Annotated in this window: 14 protein-coding genes; 9 read left to right on the top strand and 5 right to left on the bottom strand. The window is 42.8% G+C overall.

The features are described from left to right. Positions 1–35: 35 nt before the first annotated feature. From ACQKMP_RS18470 to ACQKMP_RS18455, 4 genes are all read right to left on the bottom strand, one after another. Entirely contained in the window at positions 36–1,067 is a 1,032-nt protein-coding gene (locus ACQKMP_RS18470; RefSeq protein ID WP_042184130.1) for a LacI family DNA-binding transcriptional regulator, read from the bottom strand. 100 nt (positions 1,068–1,167) lie between these two features. Then, the gene (locus ACQKMP_RS18465) at positions 1,168–2,001 is read right to left on the bottom strand and encodes a carbohydrate ABC transporter permease (protein ID WP_379424862.1); all 834 of its coding nucleotides are present in this window, start codon (positions 1,999–2,001) and stop codon (positions 1,168–1,170) included. Beyond that, the gene (locus tag ACQKMP_RS18460; RefSeq protein ID WP_060626540.1) at positions 2,001–2,843 is read right to left on the bottom strand and encodes a carbohydrate ABC transporter permease; all 843 of its coding nucleotides are present in this window, start codon (positions 2,841–2,843) and stop codon (positions 2,001–2,003) included. Before ACQKMP_RS18460 ends, ACQKMP_RS18465 begins: the two co-directional genes overlap by 1 nt. Positions 2,844–2,999: 156 nt before the next feature. Then, the gene (locus ACQKMP_RS18455; protein ID WP_427470361.1) at positions 3,000–4,382 is read right to left on the bottom strand and encodes an ABC transporter substrate-binding protein; all 1,383 of its coding nucleotides are present in this window, start codon (positions 4,380–4,382) and stop codon (positions 3,000–3,002) included. Positions 4,383–4,785: 403 nt separating this feature from the next. Here ACQKMP_RS18455 and ACQKMP_RS18450 point away from each other — a divergent pair, with 403 nt between their 5' ends. The 3 genes from ACQKMP_RS18450 (at position 4,786) to ACQKMP_RS18440 (ending at position 7,797) form a co-directional block, all read left to right on the top strand. Next, complete coding sequence (locus tag ACQKMP_RS18450) at positions 4,786–5,319, top strand: hypothetical protein (protein WP_427470359.1); 534 nt, start codon at positions 4,786–4,788, stop codon at positions 5,317–5,319. A gap of 67 nt (positions 5,320–5,386) precedes the next feature. Beyond that, positions 5,387–6,433: a hypothetical protein gene (locus ACQKMP_RS18445; protein ID WP_427470358.1), complete on the top strand. Its 1,047-nt coding sequence runs from the start codon at positions 5,387–5,389 to the stop codon at positions 6,431–6,433. Between the two features lie 14 nt (positions 6,434–6,447). After that, the gene (locus ACQKMP_RS18440) at positions 6,448–7,797 is read left to right on the top strand and encodes a bifunctional folylpolyglutamate synthase/dihydrofolate synthase (RefSeq protein ID WP_427470356.1); all 1,350 of its coding nucleotides are present in this window, start codon (positions 6,448–6,450) and stop codon (positions 7,795–7,797) included. Here the strand turns inward: ACQKMP_RS18440 and ACQKMP_RS18435 are convergent. Then, the gene (locus tag ACQKMP_RS18435) at positions 7,792–8,589 is read right to left on the bottom strand and encodes an ATP-grasp domain-containing protein (protein ID WP_427470354.1); all 798 of its coding nucleotides are present in this window, start codon (positions 8,587–8,589) and stop codon (positions 7,792–7,794) included. The genes ACQKMP_RS18440 and ACQKMP_RS18435 overlap by 6 nt on opposite strands. Before the next feature lie 360 nt (positions 8,590–8,949). Between ACQKMP_RS18435 and ACQKMP_RS18430 the strand changes: the two genes are divergently transcribed. From ACQKMP_RS18430 to ACQKMP_RS18405, 6 genes are all read left to right on the top strand, one after another. Beyond that, complete coding sequence (locus ACQKMP_RS18430; protein ID WP_042184117.1) at positions 8,950–9,843, top strand: carbohydrate ABC transporter permease; 894 nt, start codon at positions 8,950–8,952, stop codon at positions 9,841–9,843. Then, positions 9,840–10,718 carry a carbohydrate ABC transporter permease gene (locus tag ACQKMP_RS18425; protein ID WP_427470352.1) on the top strand — a complete coding sequence of 293 codons (879 nt, stop codon included), beginning with the start codon at positions 9,840–9,842 and terminating at the stop codon, positions 10,716–10,718. The genes ACQKMP_RS18430 and ACQKMP_RS18425 overlap by 4 nt, the downstream gene beginning before the upstream one ends. A 52-nt stretch (positions 10,719–10,770) precedes the next feature. After that, entirely contained in the window at positions 10,771–12,156 is a 1,386-nt protein-coding gene (locus ACQKMP_RS18420) for a sugar ABC transporter substrate-binding protein (RefSeq protein ID WP_339799748.1), read from the top strand. A gap of 133 nt (positions 12,157–12,289) precedes the next feature. Next, positions 12,290–13,279 carry a LacI family DNA-binding transcriptional regulator gene (locus tag ACQKMP_RS18415; protein WP_042184112.1) on the top strand — a complete coding sequence of 330 codons (990 nt, stop codon included), beginning with the start codon at positions 12,290–12,292 and terminating at the stop codon, positions 13,277–13,279. A gap of 30 nt (positions 13,280–13,309) precedes the next feature. Beyond that, complete coding sequence (locus ACQKMP_RS18410) at positions 13,310–14,323, top strand: N-acetylglucosamine kinase (RefSeq protein ID WP_339244321.1); 1,014 nt, start codon at positions 13,310–13,312, stop codon at positions 14,321–14,323. Continuing rightward, a complete protein-coding gene (locus ACQKMP_RS18405; RefSeq protein WP_339244320.1) occupies positions 14,271–15,614 on the top strand; it encodes a 6-phospho-beta-glucosidase in 1,344 nt (447 codons plus the stop codon). The genes ACQKMP_RS18410 and ACQKMP_RS18405 overlap by 53 nt, the downstream gene beginning before the upstream one ends. Positions 15,615–15,623: the final 9 nt, after the last annotated feature.

Below are 15,623 nucleotides of genomic sequence, written 5' to 3'. Positions count from 1 at the left end.
CGTAAATAAACATAAACCTATAAAATTTTTTGAGACTACAATATAGATCTCGTAGATTCTCTAACGATTAATTCTGCAGGGAAAATCTGATGCGCATGATTTACCTTCTTATTAATGAGATCAAACAAAATCTTAATCGACGCTTCCGCAATTTCTACTACTGGCTGTTTGATGGTAGTAATAGAAGGATTATAATAGAAGGAAATATCCAGTCCGTCATAACCTGCCACAGAGTAATCTTCAGGAACTCGCTTGCCTGCTTCAAATATGGCTTTACAAGCACCGATGGCCATACTATCTGACAAGGTGAAAATAGCAGTAAACTCTTCCCCTGACTCTAGCAACTCTTTTGTAACCGCATATCCATTTTCCATACTATAGCTGTCAATATTCTCTTTCATCCGCCGTACTAGCCGTTCATTATAAGCTATTCCATGATCAGAAAGAGCCTTTTTATATCCTTCATATCTTAATTTACCGATACTCACATCATCTTCAGGCGCGGTAATAACTGCGATTTTCTCATGTCCCAGATTACATAAATAGTCTACAATTTTATAGCTCTCATTAAAGTCATCTACAGATACGGAGGAATAGTTACTTAGATCAAACTCTTCCGTCATCCCAATCGTGCTGAGGACAAATGGAACCGTCAATTGCTGTAATTTTTCTTGAGAGTGTGAGAATAATCCCCCCAGGAACACAATTCCCTTCAGGCGCTTTTCTTTCTCCAGCTCAATTGCCACTTCGATCTCATCTTGATTCTCATCGACTCGCTGTAGGATAAAGGAGTACTTCTTTCGCTGGATCTCTTTTTCAAATACTTTAATCATCGGGCTGAAAAATGGATTTGATATCCCTTTGATCAATACTGCAATCGTTTTCGAATCGGAACGTTTTAAATTTCTGGCACTGTTATTCGGTACATAATGGTTTTCTTTGATGACCTTCATAACCATCGCTTTTGTTTCTTCATTAATATCCGGATGATTATTTATAGCTCTAGATACTGTAGTCACGCCAACCCCACATAATTTGGCGATATCTATGATAGTCAATCTCTCCATTTCTACCTTTCCTTTACACGTTAAATAAGAAAGTAGGGGATTCTTGAAGAGAAGACTCCACAAGAAAAGCACCCTACTCGCTTCTACATACATATTCTATTTAACCCTTAACGGCTCCTGCAACGACACCTTCGATAATATATTTTTGGCAGGTGAGGTAGAAAATGATGATGGGTACAATAGCTAGAACTAGCATCGCCATCATAGCTCCCATATCAATCGATCCGTATCCACCTTTTAGGTACTGTATCGCAATAGGAATGGTTTTGTATTCAGTACCGATCAATAGGTCAGGCAACAGGAAATCGTTCCATACCCACATTACATTAAGGATCGCTACGGTTACAGCTATAGGCTTAAGGATGGGCAATACCACTTTAAAGAACGCCTGCGGTGGATTACATCCGTCAATCATAACCGCCTCTTCAACCTCCAGTGGGATGGACTTCACAAATCCACTAAACATAAATACCGATAGCCCTGAACCAAATCCCAGATAGATCAAGATAATCCCAATCGGATTGTCGAGATGCAGTACATTGGCTGTCTTAGTCATTGTGAACATTACCATTTGGAAGGGTACGATCATCGAGAACACAAATGCGTAATACATCAAGTTCGTGAATTTTGATTTTACCCGAGTAATATACCATGCGGTCATGGAAGTGAATAACACGATTACAGCAACCGAACACACCGTGATAAACAAGGACATTCCGAAAGCACTGAAGAAATCAATCTTCGCTATACCGCTAGTATAGTTCTTCAAACCAACAAAAGTAGTTCCATTAGGGAATAAGAAAGGTGTATCACTGATGTAGAACTTCCCTTTAAAGGAGTTCATCAGAACAATAAAGATCGGAGATAAGAACGCAATGGCCAAGACCAACAAAATAGTGAATATGGAATAGTCTTTTGCTTTAGTCTGTTGCATTAGTTCTCAACCTCCTTTCTTCTAGTAATGACAAGTTGTACTAAGGCGATTAAGGCTACCAGTGCAAAGAATACGACGGCTTTCGCTTGACCGACACCTTCCCATCCTGTTTTTCCGTAGAAGGTATTGTAGATATCCAGTGCTAACATCGAGGTCTGCTTAGAAGGAGCACCAGCAGTCAACGCTAAGTTCTGGTCAAACAATTTGAATGAATTCGATAACGTTAAGAATAAACAAATGGTAATGGATGGCATTACGAGTGGAATCGTCACATTACGTAAAATCTTTGAACGTGAAGCTCCATCAATTCTTGCGGCTTCTACTATATCCTTAGGCACATTTTGAATACCTGCAACATAGATAATCATCATGTAACCTATCAATTGCCAATTCATAAGGATGATTAATCCCCAAAATCCATAAGTTGCGTCAGAGGTCAAAGTAACTCCAAATTTATACAGGATTCCATTAAAGATCAGCTGCCAGATGTACCCTAATACGATACCGCCTATCAAGTTAGGCATGAAAAAAATAGTTCTAAATACGTTAGTCCCTTTTAGCTTTCTAGTTAACAACATCGCCAGTATGAAGGCGAATACATTGATCGTAAGAACAGATAGAACTGTAAACTTAACAGTAAAGCCTAGTGCATTTAGAAATTCTTGATTTGAAAATGCTTTAGCGTAATTGCCAAACCCTATCCATGTTGCATCATTGACTGTAGTAAACTCTGTAAAGGATAAATATATACCTAGCAGAAAAGGTACAACAAACGCGATCCCAAAGGCTATTATGGTCGGTAATGCAAAAAGAGCAAAATATTTTCTTATCGATTTTTCCATGGAGTCTTCTCCTATCTCAGTATGGAAAATGATGAAACAGATGAATTTACTCGAATTGTTGCTTAGTGCCACTGAAATTCCAAAGGGAATCCAGTGGCACTAAGCTTTTATCTTTATAACAACTGAGAGTTATTCAATCATTTTTCCATGCATTTATTATTTTGCCTTTTCAGCCTTCCAAGTGTCCTTAAAGATGGTTACAACTTCATCCCAGGTTTTATTGCCTTGAGCATATTGCAAGAGCGCATCACCAAAGACATTTTTGAACTCTTCACTTGGGAATGCCGCAAATGTCCAAGCTACGGAAGTCAGATCTTTTTCCATCCAAGCGGATACTTCTTTAGCCAGTGGATCTGCTGGTTTTTCGCTGTCTTCAAACGTGTTGAATGGAGCGATGAAACCTAAGTCGTTCGTTACATAAGCTTTACCTTTTTCACTGGAGAACAACCATTCCAAAAATGCGATAGAAGCTTGTTGGTTCTCAGCAGAGGCTTTGCTGTTGATTGCCAAATAGTTTTCTGTACCTACAGCCAGACCTTGTTTTTCTTCGCCTTCCATACCTGTGTAGATAGGCAAGAATTTGATGTCCTCAGCTTTAACTACGTTACCATCTACATCATTGATTTGTGACCAAGCCCAGTTACCGTTTTGAACCATCGCTGCGTTACCAAGTGCGAATTCAGCCATGGAGTCCGCTACAGATTTACTACCCAGAAGGGATTCTTTAGTCACAGAGTTTTTGATGTAAAGATCAAAGATGTTTTTGAATTTATCGTTATATTTGAATTCAACTTCCTTAGAAGCTAGACCGGCAAGAACTGTGTTATCAAACTCAGTGTTGTCTTTGAATTCATAGTACAGTGGCAAGTTAGCCAAGTGAGTCTGCCATCTCCATTGTTCACCCGCAGCGAGGGAAGTCGAGGCGAATACGCCTTTGATACCCAGTTGATCTTTTTTAGCGGTCATATCTTCTACTACTGCTTTCAAAGTCTCGAAATTATTGATTTCAGTTGTGGAAGAGATCGAAACAGCTTTGTCAGCTAAAGCGAAGTATTTCTTCATAATGGCGTCGTTGTAGATAATACCGTATCCTTCAACTACGTAAGGGATACCATACACGCCTTCGCCTTCAGTTACAGCCAAGCTTTTGTCGGACAAGTAGCTGTATAGCTTAGTATCTTTCAAATCCAAGGTGTAATCTTTCCACGCTTGGAAACCAACAGGTCCATTAATTTGGAAGATCGTAGGTGCATCGGACTTAGAAATTTCGGATTTCAATTTGGTTTCGTAAGTACCTGCTGCAGCTGTTACGACTTTTACTTTAACGCCTGTCTCCGCTTCATAATCCTTAGCGATTTTTTCATATATTTCTGCAATTTCAGGCTTGAAGTTTAAAAAGTAAACCGATCCATTTTTACCAGATGAAGCGTTTCCAGCATTGGTTGCTGTATTGTTCTCTTTATTCCCACACCCTGCTGCCAAGACTACAACCATAGACATTACCAACATGAGCCCTAGATATTTTTTAATATTCTTCATTTTTCTTCCCCCTCGAACTTTTTATTAAATCACTTCTCTTAAAGACGTCTCCGAGCTTGCTCAACCGAGAATAATGTCAGCGTTTTCATTTCACTTAAATATTCTCCGCTTTTTCCGGTATCCTTATCGGTAACGTTTTCAATTGAAATATTAGCACACCGTTTGGAACAATTCAATAACCATTTTATTGCAGAAACTCGCCATTACAAATCTTCAAACGTTATAATAGACAAGTATAAACGCCTTCGACTTTCTTATATTTTTTAAAATAACTATGAATAGGTGATGGCATATCTTATCTCTGATCGAAAAGTATGAGTTACAATTCTCTAATAATAATTATTTTGGCGATATCGGGGTAGAGCCCTCTTACTCCATTGTAGAAGGTACTCTTCCTGTCCTTGTGTCTGCTCCGCATGCCATTAACCACTATAGAGAGCATGCAGTAAAACCTGCGGACATGTATACAGGTTCTCTTGCGCTGCTGTTACAAAAGCTCACCAATTGTCACTGTATCTATTCCAATAGCTTCTCCAAAGAAGACCCCAATTACATCCTTGGCGGAGAATATAAGACTGCACTTGGAACAATTGTCAAAGAACATCAAATTAACTTTGTTATAGACTTGCATGGTGCCTCTAAGGATAGGGAATTTGATATTGATTTAGGTACATTACACGGAACTTCCATACAAGAAAATAATATAAATGAAGTCGTACGTATTTTTTTCAATAATGGTATTACCAATGTTCATCAAAACCATACATTTTCTGCATCTCATCCGGGAACGGTCACATCGTATTCCACCAAAGAGCTGTTAGTTCAAAGTATTCAAATTGAAATTAATCGAAATTATCGTAACCCGAAATCATTTGATTTATTCCAAAAAACCATTCATTCCCTCAAACAAATCATCAATCAATTGGGAGGTGCCTAACATAAATATCGAGCAGACCTTCACCCTATTGGACAAACAAAGCTATACTGCCCGGGAAGAACTCACGATGAACCCCGATGAGCTGGCTGAATTAGGCTTAGTCCACCATATCTTTGTCGAGCTTAAAGCAGAGAATGATGCTCAGGTTAGCTGTTTGCTTTTATCTAAAAGTGATATCCCTAGAGGCAGTATTCAATTATCTAAAAGAGCAAAGGACAAGCTAGGAGATTGCCCCATAACAGGATTAACCATTACTAAACCTGAGTACAACACGATTTTTCGGGGAATTCCTAAAGTGGACGAGATTGCCAAACCTTATGCCAAAGCTTGTCCAACGCTCGTCCGCAAGTATTCGAACCATGTAGAGCTGATTAATCCTAAGAATGGCTTTCGGGTAAACTTAACGTTAAAAGAGGATGACACAGCCAAGCCGAATGCACTATATTTCAACAGATATATCATGTTGTTACTTGAGACTCATGCCACTGAGGATGATCAACTAATTATTACCCGTGCAAGAACAAGTCCTCAGTCCAAGCCAGGCATACATAAACTTATACATTTGGGAATCAAACGGCCCTTAACCGCATTAGGAAATCTTTTTATTGGCAAAAGAGAGCTTACACTAAGAGTAGGGCATCCCTACCCTTTTGATGAGCACCAAAATCTATGCCGAATTCACCCCAATGTTAGAAAGCTGCTGGGTATGGAAGAGACCGACAAAATCGTCATCACCTATAACAACAAAGAAATCACCGTCCCCATCTTAGATATAGACACTGAGCATATTGCCCAGTTGATCAAGCTAAATGAGGAGGATGATCAGCTCAAATTTATCGACAGCCACTTATTTATCGGAATCACCGCTTTGTCACGAAATGAACTAGAAATCCCCAGTATCGGCACATCGGTTACCGTAAAGAGAAGCATGAACTCCCTATTCTTAAAACACTTAAATAAGCTGGTCTTGCCTGTAATTGCTCTATTGTTTACAGTAGTACAGCTGTATAAGGATTTGAGCTGGAGCATCGCTCTGACCGTTGCTATTTCTCTGATACTACTTCCGATAATCATCTACACGACACTATCTGAAGAACGAGCAAAAATTAACTAAATGGAGCGATGATCGTGGAATTCACTTCACAAGCCCAGGTAGAAGATATGATCTACAGCTCTTATCTAAGAGCCATTAACAACATCACAGAAACTTTGGATGGACAAGTTAGACGACCGGAATTAACCAGAGAATTGCTGGAACTAGTCGGAAATCCGGATCGAGATCAACAATACATACTAGTCACAGGCAGTAAAGGTAAGGGCTCCACCTCAAGGTTTATCTCTTCTTTGTTAAGTCACCTAGGCTATAAAGTGGGCTTGTTTACCTCCCCTCATCTGGTGGATTTCAACGAAAGAATACGGATTGACGGGCGGGCCATATCCGCAGAGGATTTTGTACGATTAGGAAATGTGGTTCGCGAGGGATTTCAAACGATTGAAGATCAGCTTGCCGCTGATGAGTATCAAGGTCCTGTTGGGGTGGGTCTGGCGATTGCGACGTTGTACTTCAAGGAGAATCATACCGATTTCAATGTAATTGAATGTGGAAGAGGCGGAAGGTTTGATGACACGAATGTCCTGAAGAATAATTGGGCTGTCATTACTCCGATTATGGAGGAACATGTAGCTAATTTGGGACCTGACCTGAACAGCATTACACTACATAAACTGGGTATCGTCAAAAACAAGGCTACTAACGTCTATATTAGCAAACAGAAATCGAGCGTACTTGCGACTATAAAAGCGAACCTCACTTCCAACACTGTCCAGTATTATGAGGAGCAGTTCCAGGCTGACTCTATTGCAATAACACCCGTTGGAACTACTTTTAATGTTCAGACAAATCAAGCAATTTACCCGTCCTTAACGATTCCGTTATTGGGGCAATTTCAAGCTCTAAATGCAGCCACTGCAGTCGCACTATGTGAGGATATTACAAGTGGTCCTCTGAATAGGGAACTCGTTCTCAAATGCTTTGCACAATTGCAATGGCCGGGTCGCTGTGAAGTGATCTGCCATGATCCATTAACGATAATTGACGGAGCAATTCATAAAGAGTCGGCATGCTATTTGGCTGAGCTTATTCAACTGGTGAATCCTGACCGCAGCCGAGCTGTAACTTCAATTATCGGTGTCCCTAAAGATAAAGATTACCCAGGGGTTATCGAAGTGATGAGTTCGGTCTCGGATCAATTAATCATCACAAAGCCCGATATTAGTCATCTTTCTTTTCCTACAGATGCACTCCATGTTGCCAACCGATTTATCGAACAAAGTTACGAGTTCCCCTATTTAGAGGACGCTCTAACGCACATACAAACTCGCTCGTCTTCCGAGATTATTGTAATTGTCGGCACGCAAACCTTTATCGGAAATGCCAAAAGATTATTCGGGCAATCGCTGCTCGATATCGGCTTATAGCTTCTCAAAGCGCTGGAGAATGACTTCCTGATAAAGATCAGATAGCGCTGGCACTTCACTTGGATTCTGCTTACAATACTCATCTAGCATAACCTTATGATTCACTTCGATCACCCTGAGGCCTTGATCTGTCTCCAAAATATCCACGGAGCAGAAATCAAGGCCCATCGCTTTAGAGGTCTCGGAAGCAAGCGCCGCAAGCGCCGCTCGTTTGGCCTGATCGCTAACCTCAATAGCAACAGCCCCGTTAATCAAATTGTGCTTCCAAGAGCGAACTCTTTTTTTGCCAAGGAATACACGCGCCTGGTGATTAAAAGTTACGATTCTATACTCAATCTCCGCTTCATAATAGGGACCTATTGCCCCATTAAGCTGTAAAGAAAATAATAAATCCAGCTTTTCGTGCAGATCGGCTATCTCATTAATTTTGTACACATGATTTCCCTGTGCCCCGTTATCCTGCTTCATAACTACCACCCCATTGAGCGTTTGGAAATAACGTTCAGCCAATGAATAAGGATTTAAGTTGTTAAATTTGGAGTCAGGATGTGGCAAATAAATATGTTCTACCGCGGGGATATTCGCCTTATGCAAAACGTCATAAGTTAGAGATTTACTCATAGCAATGATCGTAGAAGCACTGTTGTTTAGTCCGATCTCAGCGTCTACCATCACAAATGATTTCAATCCACACGTAGCTCTATATACGAAATTCGGTGTAACTTCCTCAAAGGTAATCCCTGAGGTTGTAACAGAATGCTGGATCATTTTCAAGTAAGGTCTAGTCGTCATTCAGTTTCCTCATTTCTAACAAAATATGACCAAACCTAATCATAGCATGAGAAATATCAATCGAAAATAACATTGACATGTTATAATTACTATCATAAAAACCTTAGAAGTCTTTTTCGAGGGACTTTTCAAAAAAATAATAGGGTTAATGTTATGTTTAATGACTGATAGCGCTCTTATAGTTAAAAATAAGTATTGATTATTTAGTGATCATCCTCTATGATAAGCTTATCAAGCGAACCAAAAAAGTTAAAGCGGTTAAACTTTAATACCAAGGTATCTATTATTATTGCTACTTAATAGTATTAGCACGACCAAAAGTTAAAGCGCTTATACTTTAAAATGAGAGGTTGGTGTGTCATGATCAATCGCGAGAACAGGCGGCAGACTTTCTACATGTATCTGTTCATTTCTCCTTGGATTATCGGCTTCCTAGTATTCGCCCTTTATCCTATCTTATCATCGCTTTACTTCAGCTTTACTGATTATGACATCATACACCCACCTAAGTTTATCGGGCTCGCTAACTACACAGAGATGTTTCACAATGACCTATTCTGGAAATCGGTGGTTGTCACGCTGAGATATACCTTCATCGGTGTACCTATCCAGCTTGTTCTCGGTCTTGGATTTGCGCTATTGCTTCACCAGACCATTCCCCTGCGCGGCTTTTTCCGAACGGCCATGTATTTTCCAAGCATGGTATCCGGCGTGGCCATGTCCCTCCTATGGTACTGGATCTTCAACCCGCAGATCGGGCTCTTCAATTACATCCTTTCCTGGTTCGGTATTCATGGACCGGCTTGGCTGATGAACCCCGACACTGCACTATATGCCTTGATCATCATGACGTTCTGGACAGCAGGCTCAGGAATGATTTTATTCCTCGCAGGTCTGCAAGGCGTACCAGCTAGCTTGATCGAAGCCGCTAACCTTGACGGTGCCGGACGATTCAGAATTTTCTTGAACATTACCTTACCGATGATCTCTCCCGTGCTGCTTTTTCAACTAATTATGGGACTGATCGATTCCTTCCAAGTCTTTACCCAAGCTTTTGTTATGACTCAAGGAGGTCCAAATTACTCCACCTGGTTCTATGTCTATAATCTCTACACCAGTGCTTTCAAAGAATATCGTGCCGGTTATTCCTCAGCCTTGGCATGGGTGCTCCTCATCGTAGTTATGCTGTGCACCGCACTAATTATGAAATTGTCTAACCGTTATGTTCACTACGAAGGAGGCGGACGCAAATGAGTACAGTCAGAGCGCTAAGCCCCCAGACTAAAGGAACCAAACGCCGCCGGAAAGTGGAGCCTGTTAAGATTTTTAGCTTTATTACTTTAGTAGTTACAACATTTCTGATGCTGCTTCCTTTGTTCTTCATGGTCTCCACTTCACTTAAGTCCAAACGTGAGATGCTGAAGTTCCCACCCACCTTTCTTCCAGAGAGCTGGCAGTGGAGTAATTACACAGAAATATTTGATACCCTGCAGTACGGTACGCTTTACAAAAATAGTTTAATTATTGCCGGCCTCAGCGTTGTAGGCACCTTGATTTCTTCAGCACTGGTCGCCTATGGATTCGCCAGATTCAGAGGTAGAGGGAATCAGATATGGTTCATCCTATTGTTGAGCACAATGATGTTGCCTTATCCAGCCATTATGATTCCGCAATTCGTACTCTTTTCGCAAATGAACTGGATCGACACCTTCCTACCCTTGATTGTGCCTGCTTTTTTCGGCTCAGCTTATAACATTTTCCTGCTGCGCCAATTCTTCTCCACGTTGCCTGAAGAGCTGTTTGATGCCGGACGCATTGATGGATGCGGCGAAATACGGATGTGGGCTACTATAGCACTCCCACTCTCCAAACCCGCCCTTGCAACTGTAGCTATCTTTGCTTTTATCTACAACTGGAACGATCTGCTTACACCGGTGCTTTACCTAAGCTCGTCAGAGAAGTTCACGCTACCCGTCGGGATGGCTTCTCTCACCTCATCGAGATTCCGCATTCCACCTTGGCATTTGCTGATGGTCGCTTCGGTTCTAGCTATGGTTCCTATCGTAACGCTGTTTGCTGTAGCACAGAAACAGTTCGTCGAAGGGATTGTACTTACAGGGATTAAGTAATAATCCGCCATCCGGGCGGCCAAATATACTTGAAATCATGGGGGTTTAGCTAATGAACAAGAACAGGAAAAGTAGTGCGCTTTTACTTGCAACAACCATGCTTGTTGTTCTGGCATTGTCAGGCTGTAGCGGCGGCAAATCGGCAGGTAACACTCTATCTGAAGGAACTGGTGGCTCGACTAATTCAGGAGGCAAAGCAGAAACGGTAACCATCACCCATTACACAATAGATTCAGAAGACCGGACATTTGTCGAGAAATTAATTCCTGATTTCGAAAAGCAGCACCCGAACATTAAAGTAAAAGTGGAAAAAGCACCTTATGAGCAGTTCGACAGCAAGCTGCAAACGCTAATTGCCGGTGGCAAATCACCCGATGTGACAAGTCACTGGGGTTATGGAGGTTTCGCAGAATACTACAACAAGGATATGCTGCTCGATTTGACCGACCTTTTAAAAGAAGATGGTTTCAAGGCAGCGGATTACAACATCCCAGAGAACCTGATGAACATTTATAAGGTTAAAGATCACACATATGGTATCCCAGTTAATATGTATGTCACCTTGATGCTCTATAACAAAGACATGTTTGATGCTGCCAAACTGACTTACCCAACAAGCGATTATGAAGATAAGAGCTGGACGTTTGAAAAGATGGTCGACCAGGCTAAACAAATGACTCTCGTCTCCGATGATATTGCCAAAACACAATATGGCGTAGACTTCACCTGGTCTGAACGCGATATGCGGCCATTATATTTTGGAGCGCAGCCTTATTCAGAGGATACATGGACGAATGGCGGCGTGCCTTCCGAGACTTATTTTGATTCCCCTGAAGTGATTGCTGCCTACAACAAACTCTTTGATCTCGTCTTCAAAGATAAAGTCTCTCCTTCCTCCGAGTGGAGCAAAAGCGTAGCTGGACAGAACGGTGATCCCTTTGTTGCAGGCAAAATCGGGATGTCTATCGGTGGCTCATGGAACCTTGCAGGTGCGAATGACTTTCCCTTCAAAATCGGCGTAGCCGCTGTACCATGGGGAGGCAACGATAAGGTACGCAGCACACTTTACGTCGATCCGCTGCTGATCTTGAAGGACTCCAAACATCCGAAGGAAGCTTTGGAATGGATCAAATATTTGATCACTACCGAAGTGCAGGAGAAATCCATTGAGCTTAGTGGCGGTAACCCGCCAGTCAACACCGAAGCTGCTGAAGCTTACTATAAACATTTTGATGGCATCGATCCACAAGATATCAAAAATGTCTACGAGGGTGCTGTGAACTATGGCTTCGAATCCTACAACCATTTGATCACCAACTACTCGCAAATTAATGACATGTTCATTAATGAATTGCAGCCAGTAGAAACTGGACATAAGACGGTGGAAGAGGTGATGACGACGATTCAGAAAAAAGTTACGGAGATCATTCATCGTTAATATTTGGCAGATATGCCGTCCCTTTAGGGACGGTATACCTGTTTGAAATCATACGTTTAGCGGACAGTCTGCCAACCCTGTATACTAAAGGTAGAAAACAGGATCGGAAAATCTGCCGCGAGGAGAACTAGAGATGAAAGTGAGTATTTTTGATGTAGCCAAAAAATCAGGATTATCGGTTGTAACCGTATCCCGGGTCTTAAATGGGGCCGAATCGGTACGCGAGAATAATCGCCAGAAGGTGCTGGAGGCCATTAAAGAGCTGGATTATCGCCCTAATGCAGCTGCACGCAGTCTGGCAAGCGGTAAGACGGGAATTATCGGGATTATTGTCACGACCCTGCAGGATTCTTTTTTTGACGCAGTGGTCAAAGAGCTGAATGAAGTCTTAGCGATGCATGGTTATTTTTTGGCCATCTCCATCTCAGCAGGCATCGAATCGGATGATAGCCATTATTTAATCCAGGAGGATCGTGTAGACGGTTTATTTCTACTCTCTCCGATGGAAGAGGATAATTATATTGTGGAATTAAAACGGCGCGGCATCCCCTATGTGCTGATTGATAACCAAAAGCCTGAGAATGACACCTACTCTATCACGATTGATAACTTCAAAGGTGGCTACATGGCTACCAGTCATCTGTTAGCGCTCGGTCATACGTCAATCGCTCATCTATGTGGACAGGAGATGTTCCGTAGTACGCGGGAGCGGCGTGCCGGATTCCTACAAGCGCTTGAGGAAAAAGGTCTTACTCCATTTGAGATTGTACATGGTGATTTCGAAATTGGAATGGGATACGAAACCTGCAAGCGTTGGCTGAACGAAGGACAATTACCTACTGCGGTATTCGCTGGCGATGACAATATCGCCCTTGGCGTCATCAACGCGTTAATGGAAGCTGGCATTCGGGTACCCGAACAAGTAGCTGTGATTGGTTATGATGATCATTATATTGCTTCACAGCTTCATCCATATTTAACAACGATCCGTCAGCCTTCGGACAAAATTGGATTAGCAGCTGCCGAAATGCTCTTAAAGCGTATCTCTGGAAAGATGAAGCGCGGAGCTGGAGTAAAGATTGACCCAGAGTTAATTGTACGGGAATCTACTACTTCCAATTAATTAAATCATATAAACAAGGAGTGACAACCATTGACTTACTACTTGGGGATCGATGGTGGAGGCACCAAAACCTATGCTCTGCTATGCGATGAACATGGCAATGTTCTCGGTAAGGGCAGGAGCGGTAACGGCAACCACCAGACAGGCGCACTTGAGGCAGCCAACAGCATTCGAGAGGCCACATTCGGGGCACTAGATGAGGCTGGACTCCGATTGGAGGACATCCAACATACCTATCTTGGGCTTGCCGGTGCTGACCGAGAGGCCGATTATCTCATTCTCCATCCAATGATTCGCGAGATCGGATTTATCAATTACACCATTAACTGTGACACCATGATCGGATTACGTGCAGGGACGACTCGCCCTTATGGAGTTGCACTAATCTGTGGCACAGGCACCAATTCGGCAGGCAGAAACACGCAAGGAGAGCACTATCAGTGTGGTGGCTTTGACTACATGTACGGTGACTTCGGTGGTGGCGGTGCTCTCAACATTGAAGTCTTTCGTTCTGTCATAAGAGCTTGGGATGGGCGGGAGCAACCTACCCTCTTAACCGGACTTCTACTCAACTTACTAGGTTATGAGGAAGTTGCAGATATGTTTAATGATTTCCTCAATCATTGGAAAAGGGTCCCTGTTCATGCTGCTCGATTGCTCTTCGAGGCAGCAGCTGAAGGAGATGCTGTAGCCTTAGAGATTCTAAATCGGCAAGGCGTTGAGTTAGGGAAGTCCGCTGCTGCAGTCATCCACAAGCTTGGGATGGAGCAGGACACCTTCGATGTGGTTCTGGCGGGAAGTCTGCTAACCCGTGGGGATCGCGGCTGGATTCGCGGACCTATTGAGAAAGCTGTACAAGCCGCAGCTCCACAAGCAACTGTGGTGACTCTTGCCACAGAGCCCGTAGTAGGTGCCGTTTGGTCCGCGATGGATCAAGATGGTTTGACCCTTAGTAGTGAAGCGTATGAGACCATGCGGCAATTTCAAGATTATGAATCGATCCAACAAACAAAAAAGACAGGAGTGGTTGATCTTGGCAACTAATCAAGGATTAAAGATCGCAGTTATCGGTGGGGGTTCTTCGTATACACCCGAATTGGTAGAGGGATTTATTCTTCATTACAAGGAGCTTCCTGTTCGTGAACTATGGCTCGTAGATATCGAACCTGGACTTCGCAAGCTGAATATCGTTGGAAATCTCGCTAAACGCATGGTTGAGAAATCCGGGCTTCCGATTGAAGTTCATCTTACAACAGACCGCCGGAAGGCTATCGAAGGTGCAGACTTCGTCAGCACTCAGATGCGTGTCGGTATGCTTGACGCCCGCGCACGTGATGAATCGATTCCTCTTAAATATGGTGTCATTGGTCAAGAAACGACAGGTCCTGGCGGAATGATGAAAGCACTGCGTACGATCCCTGTCATTCTGGATGTATGCCGGGATATCGAAGAGCTGGCTCCTAACGCATGGCTGCTCAATTTCACCAATCCTGCAGGAATGGTCACTGAGGCTGTTCTGAAATACTCCAAAGTAAAGAGTATCGGTCTCTGTAATGCACCTATCGGTCTGATCAAACAAGTATCCTCCAAATATAACGTAGCTGCCGACCGTGTTTATGCCGAATTCGTTGGTCTGAATCACTTACACTGGATTACTCGAATCGACGTTGAAGGTGAAGATAAGCTGGATGATATGCTCACAGAGGGCTACAGTGCCAAGAACGTGCCAGCCCGAGAGTGGAATCCAGAATTCCTAAAATCTCTTCGCGCCGTGCCTTCCTACTATTTGAAATATTTCTATATGACGGATGCCATGCTCGAAGAGCAGATGGAATCGTTTAAGCAAGGTATCAACCGCGCTGAAGTCGTCAAACGCGTAGAAGAAGAGCTATTTGAGCTATACGCCAACTTAGAGCTGAGCGAGAAACCGAAACAGCTAGAACAACGCGGTGGTGCTTTCTATTCAGAAGCAGCAGTTAATCTCATGAGATCGCTCTATAACGGTTCAAACGACATCCAGACCTTGAATGTTGCTAACCGTGGCATACTGGACTTCTTGCCAGATGATGCAAGCATTGAAGTGAACTGTGTTGTCACCAAGAACGGACCACTACCTCTACCACTGACTAAGATTCCACCGATGGCCAAAGGGCTTATTCATGCTGTAAAAACCTACGAGCAGCTGGCCATTGATGCCGCTGTGACCGGTGACCGTGCGCTTGCCCTTCAGGCAATGGTGCATCATCCACTCGTTCCATCTGTAGATGTGGCGGTTCGTATGCTGGATGAAATGCTGGAAGCCAATAAAGAGTTCTTGCCGAACTTTTTTTACTAAATAACCATA

Origin of the sequence: Paenibacillus sp. NPDC101420 (assembly GCF_050277435.1) — a bacterium.
Taxonomy (GTDB): domain Bacteria; phylum Bacillota; class Bacilli; order Paenibacillales; family Paenibacillaceae; genus Paenibacillus_AQ.
This window is presented reverse-complemented; position numbering and strand designations above follow the sequence as displayed.

Excerpts from the sequence above, each read along its gene's own strand:
- ACQKMP_RS18425 (WP_427470352.1), top strand. The coding sequence starts at position 9,840 with ATGAGTACAGTCAGAGCGCTAAGCCCCCAGACTAAAGGAACCAAACGC.
- ACQKMP_RS18420 (WP_339799748.1), top strand. The coding sequence starts at position 10,771 with ATGAACAAGAACAGGAAAAGTAGTGCGCTTTTACTTGCAACAACCATG.
- ACQKMP_RS18460 (WP_060626540.1), bottom strand. The coding sequence starts at position 2,843 with ATGGAAAAATCGATAAGAAAATATTTTGCTCTTTTTGCATTACCGACC.
- ACQKMP_RS18445 (WP_427470358.1), top strand. The coding sequence starts at position 5,387 with ATGAACCCCGATGAGCTGGCTGAATTAGGCTTAGTCCACCATATCTTT.
- ACQKMP_RS18405 (WP_339244320.1), top strand. The coding sequence starts at position 14,271 with ATGAATCGATCCAACAAACAAAAAAGACAGGAGTGGTTGATCTTGGCA.
- ACQKMP_RS18435 (WP_427470354.1), bottom strand. The coding sequence starts at position 8,589 with ATGACGACTAGACCTTACTTGAAAATGATCCAGCATTCTGTTACAACC.
- ACQKMP_RS18455 (WP_427470361.1), bottom strand. The coding sequence starts at position 4,382 with ATGAAGAATATTAAAAAATATCTAGGGCTCATGTTGGTAATGTCTATG.
- ACQKMP_RS18430 (WP_042184117.1), top strand. The coding sequence starts at position 8,950 with ATGATCAATCGCGAGAACAGGCGGCAGACTTTCTACATGTATCTGTTC.
- ACQKMP_RS18465 (WP_379424862.1), bottom strand. The coding sequence starts at position 2,001 with ATGCAACAGACTAAAGCAAAAGACTATTCCATATTCACTATTTTGTTG.
- ACQKMP_RS18415 (WP_042184112.1), top strand. The coding sequence starts at position 12,290 with ATGAAAGTGAGTATTTTTGATGTAGCCAAAAAATCAGGATTATCGGTT.
- ACQKMP_RS18470 (WP_042184130.1), bottom strand. The coding sequence starts at position 1,067 with ATGGAGAGATTGACTATCATAGATATCGCCAAATTATGTGGGGTTGGC.